This window comes from Cedecea davisae DSM 4568, assembly GCF_000412335.2.
GTDB lineage: Bacteria > Pseudomonadota > Gammaproteobacteria > Enterobacterales > Enterobacteriaceae > Cedecea > Cedecea davisae.
Genome location: NZ_KE161030.1, coordinates 2,152,169 through 2,171,131 on the forward strand (window position 1 = coordinate 2,152,169; position 18,963 = coordinate 2,171,131).

Consider the following 18,963-nt stretch of genomic DNA (forward strand, 5'->3'; position numbering starts at 1 on the left):
TGCCCAATCGTCTACCTCATCACAAGTGATAATCAGCTACTGTAATGAGGTAACAACGATGAGAGATTTTGATATGCACCGGGACCATCATCACCGCCGTCGCGGATTCTGCCACACGCGTATGGGTAAACCGCTTCTGCTTTGCGCCGCGCTGGTTGTTGTGCTCGGTCTGGTCGTCATGACGCTTTGGAATGCACTACTGCCGGAGCTGCTGGGCGTTAAAACCATCGGCTTCTGGCAGTCTTTAGGCCTGCTTGCGCTGTGCCGCATTCTGTTTGGTGGCCTCGGTTTTCGCCCCGGCATGTGGGGGAAAGCACACCGCCGAATGCACGAGCGTTGGATGCAGATGACGCCGGAGCAGCGCGAAGAATTTATGCAGCATCGCCGCGAGCGTTTTGGCTTCGGGCAGCGTGACCGCTGCGGCTGGCATACTCGCCGCGATGAGGCTGCCGGGGAGCACCCGCAGAAGCCAGCGGACGAGAACGCTCCGAAAAAACCGGATGCTGAGTGAAACCCATGAAAGCCGCAACGGCTGGAGACTCGCTGCTTGCCTCCGCGCTTAACGGTTGTCGGACGCGGCTTAAAGCCTTTATTCGCGGTCGCACCGCGGTACGGGAAGATGCCGACGATATCCTTCAGGAAATAAGCTATCAACTCATGAGGGTGGACCAGCCGGTGGAGAATGTCGCTGCCTGGCTGTTCCGCGCCGCCCGCAACGAAATGACTGACCGGGCGCGTAAAAAGCGAGAACTGCCGCTAACCGCTTATTTTGGCGGCGGCGACGAAGGCGATGATTATCCCGAAGACGAACTGGCCGAAACGCTCTTTGGCGTGCCGCAAACGCCGGAGGATGAATATCTCAAACAACTTCTGTGGGAAGAGCTAAACGCCGCGCTGTCTGAATTACCCGCAGCGCAGCGCGAGGTGTTCGAAAAAACGGAATTGCAGGGCTACAGCTTTAAAGAGCTGGCGGAAGAAACCGGGGATAGCGTCCAGGCTCTGCTTTCCCGCAAGCACAAAACCGTTCTCTATCTGCGCATGCGGCTGCGCGACCTCTACGACGAACTTGCTGGCGACTAGGCCAGCAGCCAGGCACGCTCAGGGAAGGGCGGCCTGGCTTTTTTGTTTATTTATTCTCCCCAGCGGCTTCTGATGTAATTCACCGCCTGCTGCGTCTGAGGCTGGTTAAGATAGTTCTCTCTGAACAGGATGGTGCCGTTAATTTGGGGCACGGACTCGTTTAAATCGAGCTGCTTTTTCAACTCCGGCACGCCGCCGTTCACCGCCCAGTCTGGTTCATTCTTCGAAGGCTCACCTACCTTGTACAGCGCCACGCCGATATACAGCCGGGTATGCGTAGGCTTCACTACATTTGCCCACCAGTTTGCCAGCACATCGTAACGGGCGGCGCTGCGGGAGAACGGCCAGTAGATTTGCGGCGCAATGTAGTCCAGCAGCCCCATCTGCACCCAGCGGCGGGTATCGGCGAAGGACTCATCATAAGCCGCCGCGCCGCGAGTCTCGGAGCCAGCCGGATCGTGGGAAATATTGCGCCAGACGCCGGCGGGGCTTACGCCAAATTCAACGCCGGATTTTAGCTGTTTGATGGTGCGGGAAACCTGTTCGATAAGCAGCTGGGTGTTGTGCCGCCGCCAGTCTGCTTTTGACGCATAGCCCGCGCCATATGTGCGGAAAGTCTGATTATCGTTAAGCGCCGATCCTGGTGATTCGGTATAGAAATAGTCATCAAACTGCACGCCATCGACCGCGTAATGCGAAACCACTTCAGAGACGATGCTGGTTATCCAGTCTCTGGCTTCTGGAATGCCGGGATCGAGCACGTACCGGTCGCCGGAAGTGCGTATCCAGTCACGATGCAATACAAACACGCTGGCGGGCTGCATCGACAGCGTGCGGTTAAGCGCTGATACCGTCCCCGATGTGGTATTGGTCGATACGCGGTACGGATTCAGCCAGGCGTGGACTTTCATCCCGCGTTTGTGGGCCTCATCCAGCATGAACTGGAGCGGATCGTAACCAGGATCTTCGCCAATCTTGCCGGTCAGCATATCTGACCAGGGCAAAATTTTTGACGGCCAAAGCGCGGTTCCATCGGGCTTTATCTGGAAGAAAACGGTATTGATCCCAAGCGTTCTCAGCTTATCCAGCTTGTCCGTTAGCGCTTGCTGCTGCTGGCTGATACGGGCGGTGTTACTAAGGTTAACCGAAGCCACCGGCGGCCAGTCCAGGCGCGAAACAGTTGCCAGCCACACCCCGCGCATTGGCTGGTTATTTTGTTGGGTGTTGGGCTTTGGCTGCACGCCGGGAAGCGGCGTCACCAGAGAAACCGGCGGTTTAGAAGCACAGCTGGCAAGCAGCAAAGCCGTAGCGACAACTATGCCTAACTTTTTAACCTGAGCCACGGGGAGGAAGCGCTGAGTACGGGCGATAATATGCTCCAGATTTTAGCCAGCCATTGAACAACAGGCATTCTCTTACGATTCAACGTTAAGTCAAATCACAAAAAACAAAACACATTTCGTATTTTATCTTATCACGGTTGTGCATCGTGGGTTTACTGACAGCTTTGACGCCGGGTTGCTACTATCGATTTAGCGTAATCCGAAGCAAGGTTCCCCCAAAATGAAAGCCAGAACGCTGTACGACAAACTCATCGACACCCACGTTATCCGCCCGCTGGACGACCAGGGCAACGTACTGCTCTACATCGACCGCTCGATTCTCAACGAGTATACCAGCCCGCAGGCATTTAGCGGCCTGCGCGACGCCAACCGCAAAGTATGGAAACCAAACAGCATCCTGCTTAACGTCGACCACGTTAACCCGACACGTCCGGATCGTACTCCCGAAATGACCGACCCAGGCGGCGAATTACAGGTGCGTTATTTTGAGTCCAACAGCCGCGATTTTGGCCTGGAGCTGTTTGACGTCATGGACGCCCGCCAGGGGATTGAGCACGTAGTGGCCCACGAGCAGGGCATTGTTCTGCCGGGCATGGTGATTGCGGCTGGTGACAGCCACACCACAACCTATGGCGCATTCGGCGCTTTTGGCTTCGGGATCGGCACTTCCGAAATTGAGCATATGCTGGCAACGCAAACCCTGGCGTATAAAAAGCTCAAAACTATGCGCGTGACCGTGAACGGTGAACTGCCGTTTGCCGCCACGGCTAAAGACATCGTGATGCTGCTTATCGCAGATATTGGTGCAGACGGCGCGACGGGTTACGCGATTGAATTTTGCGGCAGCGCCATAGATGCCCTGAGCGTGGAAGGGCGTATGACCATCTGCAATATGGCGGTTGAGGCGGGCGCTCGCGGAGCTTTTATGGCCCCGGATGAGAAAGTTTATGCCTATATCAAACCGGCCCCACGCGTGCCGAAAGGCGAGATGTGGGAGCAGGCGCTACTCTACTGGCGCACCCTGCACAGCGACGCCGGTGCTGTGTTCGATAAAGAAGTGGCTCTGGACTGCGCAAGGCTTGCGCCGAGAGTAACCTGGGGAACCAGCCCGGATCAGGGGGGCAGCATCACTGATTTAGTGCCCGATCCGGTTGCTGAGGCTAATCCGGCCAAACGCCGCGACATTGAAAATGCATTGACCTATATGGGCCTTGCGCCCGGAACACCGCTGAGTGAAATTGCGATTTCCCACGCGTTTATCGGCTCCTGTACGAATGGCCGTATAGAAGATTTGAGAGCCGTAGCTCAGGTACTGAGCGGCAGAAAAATCGCGCCTGGCGTAAGAGGCATTATCGTGCCGGGTTCAACCCAGGTGCGGACGCGTGCGGAGCGGGAAGGTCTGGCAAAAATCTTTATTGATGCCGGTTTTGAATGGCGCCAGTCGGGCTGTTCGATGTGCCTTGCCATGAACGAGGACGTTTTGCAGCCTGGAGATCGCTGCGCCTCGAGCACTAACCGTAATTTTGCCGGTCGCCAGGGGGCAGGAGCAAGAACCCATCTTATGAGTCCCGCTATGGTCGCCGCGGCGGCGGTGGCCGGTCATCTGGTGGACGTTCGTCAATTTTTAGAGAAGGGGAAATAGCCAATGGAACCCTTTAACAGCGTTACCGGGATTGCCGCCCCGATGATGGCGGCCAACATAGACACCGATGTCATCATGCCTAAGCAGTTTCTCAAAGGTATTGACCGTAGCGGCCTGGATAAAGGCGTGTTTTTCGATCGGCGCTTTTTAGCCGACGGCAAATTAAACCCGGCATTTATTCTTAACCGCCCGGAATGGCGCGGCGCTACGTTCCTTATCGTCGGGCCAAATTTTGGCTGTGGCTCCAGCCGTGAACATGCGGTCTGGGGGCTGCGCCAGCTCGGTATTCGGGCGCTTATCGGCACCAGTTTTGCCGGGATTTTTAACGATAACTGCCAGCGTAACGGCGTGCTGACCCTGACGTTACCGGCAGAAGATATCGCCAGGCTGGCGCAGGCAGCGGGCAACCCTGCCAACAACAGTATTACCGTTGACCTCGCACAACAGAAGATTGCCATGGCGGGAGAATATCTCTCATTTGCGGTTGATGAGTTGAAAAAACACATGCTGCTTGAAGGCCACGACGCTATTAGCTATACCCTGCAGTACCAGCAAGACATTCGCGAGTTTGAGCAGCACTATTTTGCCACTCACCCGTGGCTGGTGGCCTAGGACGATAATTCAATGATGAAAGAGACCTCTGGCTTTATTAGCGGGAAGGGCGAATCCCCGTTTATTCCCGGCTTTCAACTGCTTGACGTTGCGCTGGATAACGGCGTAACGCTACGAGCGGCGGTAGGCGGCAAAGGCGAACCGCTGGTAATGCTGCACGGCCACCCGCAAAACCATGTCACCTGGCGCAACATCGCCCCGGTGCTGGCGCAGCATTTTACCGTGATAATGCCCGATATTCGTGGCTACGGGGACAGCAGCAAACCCGAGGGCGACGCGCAGCACCGGGTGTATTCAAAACGGGAGATGGCAAAAGACATCGTTTTGTTGATGCAGCGCCTGGGCTTTGAAGAAGGCTTTTCCTTCATAGGCCACGACCGTGGCGCGAGGGTTGGCCATCGCCTGGCGCTGGATAATCCTCAGCAGGTTAAGCGCAGCATCTTTATCGATATCGCGCCAACCGCAACCATGTATGCGTTGACCGACAAAACGTTCGCAACGCGCTATTTCTGGTGGTTTTTCCTGATCCAGCCCGCGCCGATGCCGGAAAAAATGATCTCCGCCGATCCTGAATTCTTCCTTCGCAAGCACATCGACGGGCAGCTCAAAACGCCGGGTGCGACATCGCCGGAAATCTTTGCAGAATACCTGCGCTGCTACCAGCAGCCTGAAATGCTGCATGCGGTTTGCGAGGATTATCGCGCTTCGGCAACCATAGATCTTGAGGATGACGAGCAGGATAAGCACCGACGCATAACCAGCCCGCTGCTGGTGCTGTGGGGAGAGAAAGGCACCGTTGGCCAGCTTTATGATGTAACATCAACCTGGAAAGAAAAGGCGATGGATGTGCGCGGCAAAGCGATGCCGTGCGGGCACAGTCCGCAGGAAGAGTGCCCGGAAGAGTTACTTGCCGCCATCATGCCTTTTCTCACATGACCCGAGCTGAGCAATGGCATAACTATGAGCCCCAACGAAACGCCGCGCGCACCGCTGCCGCTGATTGAAGACCTGAACGTATTCGTTACCGTGGTACGCAAAGAGAGCTTTGCCAACGCCGCCGCCGAACTGGGGCTTTCGCCTTCCTACGTCAGTAAACGTATTGCGCTGCTGGAGAAAAGCCTGGGCATGCGGCTCTTTCACCGCAGCGCCCGCGCAATTCACCTCACGGCGGACGGCCATAAAGCGCTGACCGGCGCACTTTCGGTTCTGGAAAGCATGGGGGATTTTGTTTCCGGACTTGCCGCCTGGCGCGATACGCTAGAAGGGAATATTCAAATTAGCTGTTCGTTTGGCTTCGGCTCAACCTACATGCCCGAAGTGCTTTCGGCGCTGGCCGAACGTTACCCCGCCTTAAACATCAAGCTGACTCTGACCGACCGGGTGGTTGACCTGATGGAAGAGGGCGTGGATATCGAGATCCGCGTTGGGGACGATATCAAAGATTTCTATATTACCCGCCAGCTTGCTCCAAACCGTCGTGTGCTTTGCGCCGCGCCCGCTTACCTCAAGCGACACGGCACGCCGCAGAGTCTCGACGACCTTAAACAGCACAAGTGCCTGGTCATTCAGGAACGTAGCTCGCAATTTGGTGCCTGGCCGCTAACCAACGGTGACAACAGCGTGCTGGCCCACGTCAGCAGCCAGCTTTCCTCTAATAACGGAAGCGTGGTGCTGAGCTGGGCGCTAAAAGGCCACGGCATTATTTTACGTTCGCTATGGGAAGTGCAGCGGCATCTGGCGAGCGGTGAACTGGTGCAGATCCTGCCGGAGTGGTACCAGAGCGCCAATATCTGGGCGGTTTATTCCAACCGCACCAGCGGTTCGGCAAAGCTCAAGGCCAGTATTGATTTTCTGACTGAATACTTCCGGCAGTTTCCGCCCGTTGGTGAGGCTTAAACCAGTATCACGCCGGAATACTCCGCGCAGGCGTCTAAAAAGCGCTGTTGTAAAGCCGGCTCGTAGGCCTCTTTCGCCACTTTTCCCGGTTTTTGATGGTAATAATACCCGCCCGTTGGCTCCGATGATAAAGAAGGGTCGGATGCCAGCCAGACCTGAGTTAGCGGCCCCTGCGCGAGGTCATCCGTGGCCGCCGGGCCACCCATTTTGGTTGCCACCCAGCCCGGCTCAACGCAGTTAGACATCACTTCAGGCCAGCGTTTCGCCACGGCAAATGCCAGCAGGGCGACATGCAGTTTTGAATCGCAATAAGCCTGCCCGCCGCTCCAGCGTCGTTTTTCCCATGCCAGGTCTGCCAGCGAGTTGTCGCCGCTCAGATGCAGCCCGGAGCTAAGGTAAACCAGGCGTTTTGGGCGATTTATCAGGGCGGTCAGGATATAGGGCGCAAGCGAGTTAACGGCGAAAACCTGAGGAAGACCGTCAACGGTGCCGATGCGTTCTCTTTCCTGATAGCCGACGGCGGCATTGTGAATAATGGCATCGAAACGGCCATATTCATTGACGCGCTCCGCCAGCGATTTAGTTTCAGCTATGCTCGAAAGATCGGCGGTAAAAATCGCTTCGGCTTCAGGCACCTGGGCTATAGCATGTGCCGCACGTGATTCATTCCGTGCATGCAATACAACCTGATGCCCGCTCGCGATGAGTAGTTTCGCCGCCATCTGTCCAAGTCCGTCTGAAGATCCGGTAATAAAAATGCGTGCCATTTCTTGTGCCTCCTGGCGCTGAGTGGAGCAGGGTTTATCGTGACCTGCCGTGTTATGACTGAATCAGCATACCCTTTATTCGCCCGAACCGGGCAGTTTGCGACGCGCTATCTGCTAAACTGCTGGCTGCCTGCTGTTAATTTTTTTTATCAATGGATGGTGATGGTCTTGGCTTATAGAAACCTGCGTCGGGCGCTTTTGCTGCCGGGGATAATTCTGCTCACGGGCTGCGCACGCTCCGACGCGCTGTGGGGCGTGGTGGACAAAGTCTGTATGAGCAATTATCAACATACGAGTAATCCGGCACCCTGCCAGCAAATCTATATGCCAGAAGGGAAAGAGCGCGGCTTCAGCGTTATCCAGAACCCGCGTTATCCTTATCACTTCATTCTGGTGCCTACGGTTGCGCTATCGGGTATTGAAAGCCCGCTGCTTTTAGAAGATGGGCGCACGGACTACTTCGGTTATGCCTGGCTGATGCGCAATCTTTTAGCTTATGAATATCATCGTCCGGTTGACGACGACATGCTCGGGATGGCGCTTAACTCAGCCTATGGCCGCAGCCAGAATCAGCTTCATATTCACCTTACCTGCCTGCGGGAAGACGTGCGGCGGCAGCTTCTTGCTGAACGCCCCTATATTCAGGAAAGCTGGCGACCGCTGCCGGATAAATTATTACGACATACCTATTATGCCCGCCGAGTGGTACAGCCCACCGCGATGGGGATTTACCCGGTTAATTCCCTGGCCAGTCATTTCAATTTATCGCCTCAGGCGTTGGCAGAATGGGGCGTGGCGGTTGTCTCAACCACATTCTCCGGTCAGCCTGGTTTTATTCTACTGGCCACCAGGAGAGGCTCGGACAGCGGGAACCGCGCGTCGGTAGAATCTTTGCTGGATAAAGAATGTGCTATTTTGCCTGGGCGCAGCTAGCACGGTTGCTTTCATATTTTTTCATGCATAGGTTATGTCTTTTTCTTATTTGCCAGCATCAGCACGGTTTGAAAAACTCTCGCAGCCGCACCCGACTGGTGGGTAATTTCAATTTTGCTGTTTTTACTGGTTTAAGGAAGACATTGTTTATGCGTACGGCGATAAAACATACTGTGAAAGTTTCTCTATTAGCCGTTTCTCTGGCAGGCGCGATGCTGCTTTCCGGCTGCGGCCCAAAACAAGACGATAACCACATTAAAGTGGGCATCAGCGCGGGTATCGATCAGCCGCTGTGGGATACGGTTAAAAAAGTCGCTAAAGACAAATACAATCTTGATGTTGAGGTGGTCACCTTCACCGATTACGTTCTGCCAAACTCCGCGCTGAGCAGCGGCGACATCGACGCCAACTCCTTCCAGCACGGTCCGTATCTGGAAAAACAGATAGCCGAGCGTGGCTACAAGCTGGCGGTTGTAGGCAATACCTTTGTTTACCCGATTGCCGGTTATTCCCGCAAAATAAAATCAGTGGCCGAGCTGAAAGAGGGGGCTCAGGTAGCTGTGCCAAATGACCCAACCAATCTTGGCCGCTCACTGCTGCTGTTACAGGCTCAGGGACTTATCAAACTTAAAGAAGGCGTTGGCCTGCTGCCCACCTCGCTGGATATTGTGGAAAACCCAAAACATCTGAAAATTGTGGAAGTGGAAGCGGCTCAGCTAACCCGTGCCATTGATGACGACAAGATAGACCTTGCCATCATCAACACTAACTATTCGAGCCAGGTTGGCCTGACCCCGGCGAAAAACGGCCTGTTCGTTGAGGATAAAAGCTCGCCTTACGTGAACATTATTGTCGCCCGGGAAGACAATAAAGACAGCGAGAAGGTGAAGAACCTGGTGAAAGCCTACCAGACCGATGAAGTGGCCGCCGCGGCCGACGCAATTTATAAAGGCGATGCGGTAAAAGGCTGGTAACACTTTGCGGCAGGTCAACGCTAGTTATAACGTTATAGTAGCGTTGGCCTTACCGCCGGTATTTACCTGTCAGTGTTTGGAAGGGATATTAATAATCAGGTGTTTTATATTCATTAACCACTAAATAAAGCCTGGTAATGACCGGTGATAACTTCATTCAGGCTTTTAGCTCCCGCACGGTGCAGGGCAATCATTTTATAGCGGCTCACCGCGGAATAGCTGATACCCATTCTCAGGGCCACTTCTCCTGGGCTTTGACCATCCAGCAGGGCACAGACTACTTCACGCTCCATTTTTCTTGGGTGTCTCTGAAATTCTCTGGCTGAAAGAGATGAGTTACTTTGAGGGGCGCTAACGATCTTCTGAACCAGTTTTGTTAATACCGCCAGTGGGCGTGATTTATCTATTACGGTCATGCTTCCCGCCTTCGAGTTGACCTTTCGCTCCCCGCCAGAATAGCTGGTGGTCAATAAAATTGTTTTGCCCGGATAATCATTGAGGGCGCTAAACAACGTCGACATATCCGGGCAAAGGCTATCCGACTCTATAATCAGGAGGTCTGCTTGCGGCCTTACCAGAATGTCTTCCAGCTCGTCCAGATCGGCGCGGGCATCGGAGAATTGCCAGTCACGGTGTGCGTCGCACAAAGCTTTGATACCTAGCAACGTATACACGCAGCGGGCTACAACGACTATCTTCTTTGCATCGTTTTGCTGTTTAGAAAAAGCCAATGTTGATTCGCTACGCATTATTCCCCTGCCCGTTAATGCTTTATTAAAAAGACAAATTTATATTCTTAGCAATACTCTGACTCTATGGCCGCCAGTCTTGTTTTGCTATGGGGAAATATAATGTCGAAGGCAGAAACTTAAAATAGGACAGGGCATCTTTGATCTGTAGGCTCAGGACTACAGGATTTTTATGAATCAATTGAAAGTATGAACAGGCTCTTTGAGCCTGTTATTTGGGTGCATTTATTTACCGAAAAGATGAGTGCCAACAGAAAGACATCCGCTGAGCAGAAACAGGGATGACAGTACAAACAAAATTGTTAACCGCTTCATTGAATAATCCCGGCGTTTAGAAAAGCGACACGCAGCCGCTCAGCATAGAAATTGAACATAAAACCACCAGGTGACACACGATTTTCTGATACATATAGTTTTCCCATTTAACGTCGATATGAGGTTTAGCTTGCCCGGTGTTTGTCAAAGATCTGTCAATGTGGTGTGGGGAGATAATCAAGTTTAAAGAGGGATAACTACAAATTTTAGTAGTTATCTGATTGATGTATTGACCGCGAGCATTTCCGAAGTAACATTTCGACACTTTTATGTTTAACCAGAGCCAATAGCTCTGGCTCTGGATGTACCTTGATTCAATAGAAATCTGGGTGAGATTACTATGGACAAAAAAGCGAACGACTCGTTATTTCCTTCAGATTCAGGCCGAAAACAAAACGATAATAACGATGAAGTAAAACGAGATCGTATTCGTACCGCCACTGCGCTGGCGGGAGATGAGGTTGTAAAGCGTTTTGGGAGTGCGAGCGCTGAGTACCTTAAAGGATACCGCGGCGTTGATAATGAAACGGGACAACAGTTTGCTAAAGGTCTGGCGGACGTTGCGAAGCATAAGGTTAATCCCGCGCACGCTAAGCAAAATATTAAGCAACAGGCAGGATTTTCTGCCGAGATAGCAACCACAAGCAGAGATAACGCTGAAGCCATTATTAACGGCGATAGCGCTCGCACCGTCCGCAGTGACGATTTGCCTCAGTATGGCCGCAATCACAACGTAGTCGACCGCGTAAAAATTCAGGATGGCGTAGTTATTGAAGGCTCTCAGAGCCAGATGAAATTTGTTGGTAACCGGGACGATCTTTTTAAAAATATCGCCGGAGAAGAGGGGAAATTCAGCCGCTATCGCGGGGTTAAACTGGAATTACCATCAGAACAATATGAGGGGGCTGCTGCACATTGTCGTGCGAAAGCATCCTCATTGCGCACTCAGGCAGACAGGGTTGAAGCCGAAGGTAAGCAGGATGTAGCCGATCGATTTCGCCGTGAAGCCGATAATTATGAGCAACTGGCTTATAATGTTAGTGACAGCGGCCTGACAACGGAGCAAGCGATCTATTATCGCGAGCATCCTAAGATTGCAACGGCGATGGATATCGCACGTACCAGCCACCGCGCCGGCATAGAAGGGGCAAAGAATGGGGCAATGGTAGGGGCCGCTATTTCATTATTCGCGAATATTTTCAGTGTTGCCCAGCAGGAAAAGGCGCTGGGTGAAGCAATTGAAGATATCGCGATCGATACGGCGAAAGCTGCCGCTCTGGGCTACGGTACAGCATTTGCCGGTTCCGCAATCAAAGCAGGTCTACAACAATCCGGGGGCCAGGGGTTAAGGGCCATAGCCGGAACATCCGCTCCTACATTGGTAGTCAATATCTGCCTGTCTCTGGGGGTATCGATCAAGCGCTATATCAACGATGAAATTGATGGTGCTGAACTGCTTGAAGAAATCGGAGAGAAGGGCGCAGGTATGCTCTCCAGCGGCATGATGGCTGCCCTTGGACAGATAGCCATTCCGATCCCTGTAGCTGGCGGGATAATTGGCGGCATGATCGGTTACACACTCTCATCTATGTTTTATCAAAGTGCCCTTGAGGCTACGCGAGCAGCGGCATTATCACGCGAACGTCTGGCCTATATTCGTGGAATAGAGAGTGAAGCTCGGGCGCAGATTGCCCGACAGCAGACACTAATCGACGAATTTACCGAAAGAGAAATCCCTCAATTACAAAAAGACACTCAGCACCTATTTAGAACGATGGCCAGTAACACCAATAGCGTTGATGATTTTGCATTTGCAATAAATGACTTTGCTACTTTGCTGGGCACTAATATGCAATTCCAGACTATCTCTGAATTTGAAGATTTTATGGACTCCGATAAACCATTAATGCTGTAAAAGGAATACGATCTCGATGTTTATCAACATGCTACCCGAAGAGAAAAAAGTCCTGCTGGTAGAGCTGGCCAGGCTGCTGGCGTTATCCGATAACCCGCTACTGTGGGATGGGAAAGCAAAAGATGAGCTAACGTCGGACTCCAATCTGAATAACCTATCCATACAGAAAAACGCGCTGGAAACCGAATTGCTGGAAGAGATGGCGCAATATGCTCCTGCACGTTCTTATCCGCTGCCAGGTATCCTTGAAGTGGAATGGGATAAGGACACTGAAAAGCGGTTGATCGAAAAGCTTAAGGGATTCCCACTCTCTAAAATTGATGAGCCTGAAAGCCGTATCCAGGCTGCAACATCGGTGTTAAAAGCGATGCTGGAGGGCAAGAAAACGGAAGACCTGGCGACGCCAAAAATCGTTCTTTTCCAGCTTTTCCTGGTGGCGCTGCGCGATGGTCAAATTTCCAACATTGAGTGGATGCTGCTGAAAGAAATTCAACTTTATTACAAGTTACCCGATTTTATTTTTAAAGATTTACTGGATCGTGCCGAATCACTGAATAGTGAAATGAGTAAAACACTTGCTCTCATTCTTGAATAACGGAGTTATTAAATGCCTATTCCTATTATTGTTGGCGCTATAGCTGCCGCCGCCGGGATTTACGGTATCGCTAAAGGCGTTAGCGGTGCGAAAGATCACAGTGATGCAAAAGATCTCAATGAAAGTGCACAAAATATGGTGGACAGCACCAGCGCTGAAATTGATTTAAGCCGTAAAGCGACCAATGACATCATTGAAGATTATGGTCAGCGTAAACTTCGCGCATTTAATGGCGTCATTAATGAATTTATCGTCACTTTTAGTAGCCTCAAAAACGTTGAATTGACCAGTAGCGCAGAGCTGGACAAACTTAATGCCGGTGATTTTACGACCACGACTTTAGCCGGGCTGAGGCAAGATTACCAAATGCTTAAGGATGCAGGGCTTGGGCTTGGTGCTGGGATGGGAAGCGGTGCGGCTCTGGCATTTGGAGCCTATAACGGCACAATGTTACTGGCCACTGCAAGCACAGGTACCGCAATCTCTTCGCTGTCAGGCGTCGCGGCAACTAATGCTACACTTGCATGGTTGGGCGGCGGTTCCCTGGCCACCGGCGGTTTTGGAATGGCTGGCGGCATGATGGTGTTGGGCGGCATTATCGCCGGGCCGGCGCTGGCAATTTTCGGCCATATCCTGGGGAGTAAAGGTGAGGAGGCGCTGAACAATGCCCGAACCAATATGGAGCAGGCTCAAACAATTCGAGCTGAGGGACTGCTGATGGTTAGTAAACTTCAGGCTATCGAAAAGGTCACGGCGCTGGCAAACAACGTATTTTCTCACACCAGCGGTCGCCTGCGTGGAACCGTGCATGAAATGAAAGAAGCTCTGGAAAGCTACGGTGAAGACTTCAAAGCTTTCCCGCAGGAGAGTAAAGACGCTGTGTTCAAGTCCGTTAAGTATGCGCAATTGCTGAAAGCGATGATCGATACGCCTATTCTTGACGAGGACGGTAACCTGGTGCTCTCAACCGAACGTCGCATCATTGATATTGCTGCCGTGGCCGAGGGCAATAAAGACGAACTCGACGAAGTTATCGCGTAGTCTATAAGTTCAGGCTCGCTGAAAAGGCGAGCCTGATTGCGAGACCTGCCTATGCACTGCAACGACAACTTTTCTTCCTTTCCCTGTGTCCAGTGCGGGCTTTGCTGCCAGCGGGTAAATTTTGCAGAGGAAACCCGCGCTCTTGATCGGGGAGACGGCACTTGCCGATACTATAATGCGGCCAGCAGGGGTTGCAGTATTTACAACGAACGCCCGGACATATGCCGTGTGGACCTGCAATACAAACTTAATTATGTCCACCTTTATACATGGGACGAATTTGTGGCGCTAAACCTGACGGTATGCAGGCAGCTCATTGCTGAAGATGAGTCGAGACAGAAGGGTAGCGCAGTCAGCCCTGTATTTTCCTCAACTTAGCAATCCGGCACCCACGTTGACCGATAACCCCAGAATAGCCAGGTTAAAGAGAAATGAGATAACCGATTGCAGCAGCGTAATCTTTCTCATCTCAGTAGTGCCCGTTGCCACATCCGCAGTTTGCGACGCAACGGCGATAGTAAAGGCGAAATAGAGAAAATCCCAGTAGCCGGGGTCGGCTGGTTTATCAGGAAAGATCATCGGCGTGACATCTTTGCTCCGGTGCAGGTAATGGTTGTGAGCGTAATGCATAGCAAATGAACTTGGCAGCAATGCCCAGGAGACAATCAGCGTAGTTGCCGTCAGCAATAAATGGAGTATACGCGGCGTTCCGGTAAGAGAGTGCAGCGAAGAAAGCTCGCTCAGAATAGCGACAATGCTGGCCATACAGGCCAGGATGACCATGCCCAAAACAAGCGCCGCGCTTTGGTCCTGTATTTTTGCGATGTGCTGGATGTCTTTCACGTCGGTACGCAGCATGCGAAACCAGATAAAAATCAGATACAGCCACGCCAGAACATTCCAGCCGATCAACATGCGTTGCAGGGTGCCGGTCTGAGCCGGAAGCGCGAAATAACAGATAACGCCTGCAAGAATTGAAATCAGCAGCCGCAGCCTGGCGAACAGGTGTGTCCTTAGCGAAAGTCCCATGAGGATAAGTTTTCTACGAGTAATGGATAACTTTAACTGTAGACGATGCAGCGACTTAGGGCCTGACCGCTGTATGTTGAAGACCGAGCCAATGAGCCAGAACGTGTTGGTTTCATCAGAGGGAAGGCTGGATATGAAGCTGGGTTAACCTGAGTGCGCACTAATAAATGCAATTTAACATAATATACATTATGCGCACCGAAGTGAGATAAGGAGGAATCTGGCGTTCTGTGGGCCTCGTTGGCCTGGTTCTGTTGAGTGCTACAGGCTCTTTCTTTGGCCGTGAATTATGCTCTTTCGTCTTATCGAACCGACCTGACATGAGCCGCGGCTTGGGTGCAGCGGCTCAAAATTATTAACTGCCCGATGGCTCATCCGTTACCGAACTGGTACGAATACGCTGACCGATTATTTGTAACGTGCGCAGTACCAGCATCACTCCCAGTAAAGTGTCCGGCTGGCGCAGTAACGAATAAACTGCGCGATAGCTGGGTTGCGGATCGCCTAGCTGTAACTCGGTATGAGCCATCTTTAGCGCGGTGCCACTTTCCCAACCCGCGGCAACCACGCCTTCGAAAACACCGGCTAATTTTTCTACCAGCGCGTTATCGGCAATATCCGCAATATCTGAAAGTAATGACAGCATATCAACCACGTTATCGAGCCGACCGCCAGAAAGTAATGGCTGTAATTTTTCAATCAATGCGGCAAAAGACTCAGATGCCTCTGTTGAAGCGTTCATCTTATTCTCCGGTTAGATTAGCCCGCGCACGGTAGCCCAGTACAACCCTCGATTAAAACCGTTGCGCAACATGCCGCCGATTTTGGTTGGCGACGTCGGTAACACATCGTGGCGATAATCGTAAACCAGCGGCATTCCGGCATTTAATCCCATCTGCGCCACCGCCTGAACTTTGCCATCATATTCGCTGACAGTATGCCCAAGGCGCAGCTCCGCCACGATATTGTCTGCAACCACCGGGGCCTGATTATGACAAGATCCGCCAGCTTTACTCACCGGCAGATCGACCGTGTCCCCGAGGACATAAACGCCAGGCTGGCCGTAAACCTGCAAAGTCTGTGGATCGGTTGGCAGCCACCCTTCCCCGTTATCTATATCGCTCAGGCCGGTATTTCGTACGGCTTCGACGGCCCGGATTGGCGGCGTCGCCATCAGAATGTCAAACGGCTGTTCTTCTCCTTCTTCCGAATAAGCGATATTTTTCTCCGCATCGACTCTGTTTAAAGTAAAACCTCGTTGGTGTTTTATATCTCTGGAAGAAAAAATGGATGGCAATATTTCACCGGTTGGGCGCTGTAAGAAAAGACAATTACGCAATAGCTGAGAAACCGTTGGATAGGTATAAACAATTTCAACGTTTTTACGTACACCCCGCCTGCGGAGATAATCATCAAGCATCAGCGTTGTTTCTATTGGGGCAATACCGCACTGATGAGGTACGTTCGGCGTTTGAGGGAAAGAGACGGTGATAAATATTCGTCCTTTTTCAATTGTCGCCAGCTTTTGCGCCAGTTGACGTGCGGGCCGGTATTGATAAAAATGATCGCCAGCCTGGGCCAGCCCCTCGATTTTATCAGGCCACGGAACGCAACCCGTAGCAAAGACCAGAAAATCATAAGAGTAATGCTTCCCGCTTGTGGTATGCACACAACGCTGCGTAAGGTCAAAATAGTCAGCACGATCAACAACAAACCTTACTTCTGGCCTCAGCAGGCTTTGCTGTGAGCGCGTTAACTCCTGTTTGAAAAAGCTATTAAAAGCCACATACATAAATGCAGGCTTGTAATAGTGAACAGGAGAGTCTGAAATCATCAATAGCTCAATTTTATTATTGATGATTTCTCTGTGAAGCTTTGCGGTCAGCAGGTTAGCTAAAATAGTCCCGCCGGTACCACCGCCTACAATAACAATACGTTGTTTCATATTCTTCTCTCTATTTAAGAGTCAATAAAACAGGCCTTTGGATATATTATATAATTCAGGAGTCCATGCTCATATACCTCATGTGATATCTTAGCCGTGGCGTAAATTTATGCCAGAGTAAATAAAACCTCGTTGGATTTATTCTGTGAAAATGTTGCATAAATTAATTTGCCGTTATCCAGATCACTATTATAAAAAATATCTACAGAGAAGACCGCCAGCAATGATGTTATTAGCCGGCCTTTTCTCCTCTTTACTTTGTGTTTAACCCGGCTAAAATACCCGCAGTCATTTTCTTCTTCAGAGGTATTCGTCCAATGCGCTATTGATGCCGCCGTCTTTCTGACGGCCGATTAAGTTGTCCCGATTTATCGGGTCAGTTTCCGGCATCTATGGAGTATTACCCATGACGAATTCTTATCTTGCGCTGGAAGGCGTGTCTTTTAATTTACCCGACGGTACGCCGCTGTTCTCGCAGCTAAACGAAACTTTCGACACACGCGCAACGGGCCTGGTTGGCCGCAATGGCGTGGGTAAAAGCGTGCTATCGCAGATCATGGCCGGGCAATTATCGCCGTCATCCGGGCGCTCCACTTGCCCGGGTTCTGCATATTATCATGCGCAGCAAATTCTCTACCCTGAGGGAGCCACGGTCGCCAGTCTTGCAGGCGTCCAGCCGATAATTGATGCCCTTTCCCGTATTGAGCAAGGCAGTACATCCGAGAAGGATTTCGATATTGTCGGCCAGCGTTGGGATATCCACCAGCAGCTACGCATGGAGCTGGAACGTTGCGGGCTTGGGCATCTTGATTCATCCACGCCCGCAGTTCAGTTAAGCGGAGGCGAGGCTATGCGGGCTTCACTTGCCGGGGCCTGGCTATCTTCAGCGGATTTTCTGATCCTCGATGAACCAAGCAATCATCTTGACCACGCGTCTCGCCTGTCGCTTATTTCCCAACTCACACGTTGGCGCGGCGGGCTGCTGGTAGTGAGCCACGATCGTGAACTACTGGAGTCAATGGAGAGGATTGTTGAGCTGACGCCTTCTGGTTTAAACAGCTATGGCGGTAATTATTCGTTTTATGCACGGCAGAAAAAACAGGAAACGCAGAGCGCATTTTTGCTTCTGGATCAACGTAAACAGGAGCGTCAGCGTGAAATAAAGACGCTTCGTGAGCAAAGAGAACGCCTTGAAAAAAGGCAATCCCGCGGTAACCGCCGGGGGCGTGAGGCAAATCAGGCCAATATTTTGCTTGGCGGGCAAAAACAGCGCAGTGAAAACTCGGCAGGTAAATTAAACCAGCAACATCAGGCTACGCAGGCGTTACTAGACGAGCGGGTGCGCGAAGCCGCAGCCGTCATTGATGAAGATGTGGTTATTGCGTTGCATTCGCTCCCGGTAAATGCGCCTTCCCGCCGCCGCGTTGCCGAGTTGGATGGAGTACAACTTCCCTTCGTCCGCCCTTTTGCCCCGCCATTAACTCTTATGCTGACCAGCGGCCAGCGCATAGGAATTGTCGGGCGTAACGGAGGCGGGAAATCTACGCTGCTAAAAGTTATGGCCGGTCAAACTCAGCCATTGAGTGGAAATTGTTGGATAACGGCTAATTACGCGTGGCTCGATCAACACCTCGTAACCCTTGACCCACAGCGTACCGTCCTGGAGCAAATGCTCGAGGCCAACCGCACTGCCGGAGAAGGTAACCTACGAACGCGGCTGGCACAGCTAGGGCTGGATGCAGACAAAATTCAGGTAGCCAGCGGCTTATTAAGCGGCGGCGAACGGTTGAAGGCGGCTCTGGCCTGCGTGCTGTATGCCGACCCTGCTCCTGAACTGTTGCTGCTTGATGAACCCAGCAACCACCTTGATTTAGCATCCCTTCACGCGCTTGAGAGCATGCTTTCAGGTTACCAGGGGGCCTTTATGGTGGTTTCGCATGACGAGGTATTTCTTAACAACCTCAACCTCACCGGACGTTTATTGCTTGAAGAATCCCGCTGGCAACTTCAGGCGCAGTAGACTGTGATAGTTCAGGAAATATTTAATACAACTGGCCCCCACGCCGATAAAGGTTAAAACAGGCCTGGGGGTTAATTTAGTGGCCATTTCAGGAAAAAATAAGCACT

19 protein-coding genes are annotated in these 18,963 nt (G+C 51.9%); 13 read left to right on the forward strand and 6 right to left on the reverse strand.

Annotation, left to right across the window (positions count from 1 at the left end; all coding sequences use genetic code 11):
* Positions 1-58: 58 nt before the first annotated feature.
* Positions 59-511: a hypothetical protein gene (locus HMPREF0201_RS09945; RefSeq protein ID WP_039898241.1), complete on the forward strand. Its 453-nt coding sequence runs from the start codon at positions 59-61 to the stop codon at positions 509-511.
* Between the two features lie 5 nt (positions 512-516).
* Positions 517-1,080 (forward strand): RNA polymerase sigma factor, encoded by a 564-nt coding sequence (locus tag HMPREF0201_RS09950; protein WP_016536481.1) that lies wholly within the window; start codon positions 517-519, stop codon positions 1,078-1,080.
* A 50-nt stretch (positions 1,081-1,130) separates the two neighbouring features.
* Here the strand turns inward: HMPREF0201_RS09950 and HMPREF0201_RS09955 are convergent, their stop codons facing one another.
* Entirely contained in the window at positions 1,131-2,423 is a 1,293-nt protein-coding gene (locus tag HMPREF0201_RS09955; protein ID WP_016536482.1) for a glycoside hydrolase family 10-like protein, read from the reverse strand.
* Between the two features lie 220 nt (positions 2,424-2,643).
* Here HMPREF0201_RS09955 and leuC point away from each other — a divergent pair, with 220 nt between their 5' ends.
* The 4 genes from leuC to HMPREF0201_RS09975 are packed head-to-tail and all read left to right on the forward strand — an operon-like array spanning position 2,644 to position 6,573.
* Entirely contained in the window at positions 2,644-4,065 is a 1,422-nt protein-coding gene (gene leuC / locus HMPREF0201_RS09960) for a 3-isopropylmalate dehydratase large subunit (RefSeq protein ID WP_016536483.1), read from the forward strand.
* A gap of 3 nt (positions 4,066-4,068) precedes the next feature.
* A complete protein-coding gene (leuD, locus tag HMPREF0201_RS09965) occupies positions 4,069-4,677 on the forward strand; it encodes a 3-isopropylmalate dehydratase small subunit (RefSeq protein ID WP_016536484.1) in 609 nt (202 codons plus the stop codon).
* Positions 4,678-4,689: 12 nt separating this feature from the next.
* The gene (locus HMPREF0201_RS09970) at positions 4,690-5,613 is read left to right on the forward strand and encodes an alpha/beta fold hydrolase (RefSeq protein ID WP_016536485.1); all 924 of its coding nucleotides are present in this window, start codon (positions 4,690-4,692) and stop codon (positions 5,611-5,613) included.
* A gap of 24 nt (positions 5,614-5,637) precedes the next feature.
* Positions 5,638-6,573, forward strand: a complete 936-nt coding sequence (locus HMPREF0201_RS09975) for a LysR family transcriptional regulator (protein ID WP_016536486.1) — start codon at positions 5,638-5,640, stop codon at positions 6,571-6,573.
* Here the strand turns inward: HMPREF0201_RS09975 and HMPREF0201_RS09980 are convergent.
* The gene (locus tag HMPREF0201_RS09980) at positions 6,570-7,340 is read right to left on the reverse strand and encodes an SDR family NAD(P)-dependent oxidoreductase (RefSeq protein WP_016536487.1); all 771 of its coding nucleotides are present in this window, start codon (positions 7,338-7,340) and stop codon (positions 6,570-6,572) included. The two genes, HMPREF0201_RS09975 and HMPREF0201_RS09980, sit on opposite strands and share 4 nt — an antisense overlap.
* Positions 7,341-7,502: 162 nt before the next feature.
* Between HMPREF0201_RS09980 and HMPREF0201_RS09985 the strand changes: the two genes are divergently transcribed.
* Complete coding sequence (locus HMPREF0201_RS09985) at positions 7,503-8,273, forward strand: CDP-diacylglycerol diphosphatase (protein ID WP_039899303.1); 771 nt, start codon at positions 7,503-7,505, stop codon at positions 8,271-8,273.
* Positions 8,274-8,422: 149 nt separating this feature from the next.
* Positions 8,423-9,247: a methionine ABC transporter substrate-binding lipoprotein MetQ gene (metQ, locus tag HMPREF0201_RS09990; RefSeq protein ID WP_016536489.1), complete on the forward strand. Its 825-nt coding sequence runs from the start codon at positions 8,423-8,425 to the stop codon at positions 9,245-9,247.
* Between the two features lie 113 nt (positions 9,248-9,360).
* On the opposite strand, the gene HMPREF0201_RS09995 is transcribed toward metQ, so the two are convergent.
* The gene (locus HMPREF0201_RS09995) at positions 9,361-9,996 is read right to left on the reverse strand and encodes a helix-turn-helix transcriptional regulator (RefSeq protein WP_016536491.1); all 636 of its coding nucleotides are present in this window, start codon (positions 9,994-9,996) and stop codon (positions 9,361-9,363) included.
* 655 nt (positions 9,997-10,651) lie between these two features.
* Here HMPREF0201_RS09995 and HMPREF0201_RS10000 point away from each other — a divergent pair.
* The 4 genes from HMPREF0201_RS10000 to HMPREF0201_RS22495 are packed head-to-tail and all read left to right on the forward strand — an operon-like array spanning position 10,652 to position 14,240.
* The gene (locus HMPREF0201_RS10000; RefSeq protein WP_016536493.1) at positions 10,652-12,226 is read left to right on the forward strand and encodes a hypothetical protein; all 1,575 of its coding nucleotides are present in this window, start codon (positions 10,652-10,654) and stop codon (positions 12,224-12,226) included.
* A gap of 16 nt (positions 12,227-12,242) precedes the next feature.
* On the forward strand, positions 12,243-12,821 hold the full coding sequence (locus HMPREF0201_RS10005) for a hypothetical protein (RefSeq protein ID WP_016536494.1): 579 nt from the start codon (positions 12,243-12,245) through the stop codon (positions 12,819-12,821).
* 12 nt (positions 12,822-12,833) lie between these two features.
* On the forward strand, positions 12,834-13,862 hold the full coding sequence (locus HMPREF0201_RS10010; protein WP_016536495.1) for a hypothetical protein: 1,029 nt from the start codon (positions 12,834-12,836) through the stop codon (positions 13,860-13,862).
* A 51-nt stretch (positions 13,863-13,913) separates the two neighbouring features.
* Positions 13,914-14,240 carry a YkgJ family cysteine cluster protein gene (locus HMPREF0201_RS22495; RefSeq protein ID WP_071704091.1) on the forward strand — a complete coding sequence of 109 codons (327 nt, stop codon included), beginning with the start codon at positions 13,914-13,916 and terminating at the stop codon, positions 14,238-14,240.
* Here HMPREF0201_RS22495 and HMPREF0201_RS10015 read toward each other — a convergent pair.
* The 3 genes from HMPREF0201_RS10015 to HMPREF0201_RS10025 all read right to left on the reverse strand — a co-directional run bounded on the left by HMPREF0201_RS10015 (position 14,232) and on the right by HMPREF0201_RS10025 (position 16,836).
* The gene (locus HMPREF0201_RS10015) at positions 14,232-14,891 is read right to left on the reverse strand and encodes a DUF1345 domain-containing protein (RefSeq protein ID WP_016536496.1); all 660 of its coding nucleotides are present in this window, start codon (positions 14,889-14,891) and stop codon (positions 14,232-14,234) included. The genes HMPREF0201_RS22495 and HMPREF0201_RS10015 overlap by 9 nt on opposite strands.
* Before the next feature lie 355 nt (positions 14,892-15,246).
* Positions 15,247-15,633 carry a hypothetical protein gene (locus tag HMPREF0201_RS10020; protein ID WP_016536497.1) on the reverse strand — a complete coding sequence of 129 codons (387 nt, stop codon included), beginning with the start codon at positions 15,631-15,633 and terminating at the stop codon, positions 15,247-15,249.
* Between the two features lie 12 nt (positions 15,634-15,645).
* On the reverse strand, positions 15,646-16,836 hold the full coding sequence (locus HMPREF0201_RS10025) for an NAD(P)/FAD-dependent oxidoreductase (protein ID WP_016536498.1): 1,191 nt from the start codon (positions 16,834-16,836) through the stop codon (positions 15,646-15,648).
* 406 nt (positions 16,837-17,242) lie between these two features.
* Between HMPREF0201_RS10025 and HMPREF0201_RS10030 the strand changes: the two genes are divergently transcribed.
* Entirely contained in the window at positions 17,243-18,856 is a 1,614-nt protein-coding gene (locus tag HMPREF0201_RS10030) for an ABC-F family ATP-binding cassette domain-containing protein (RefSeq protein ID WP_016536499.1), read from the forward strand.
* Positions 18,857-18,963 lie beyond the last annotated feature (107 nt).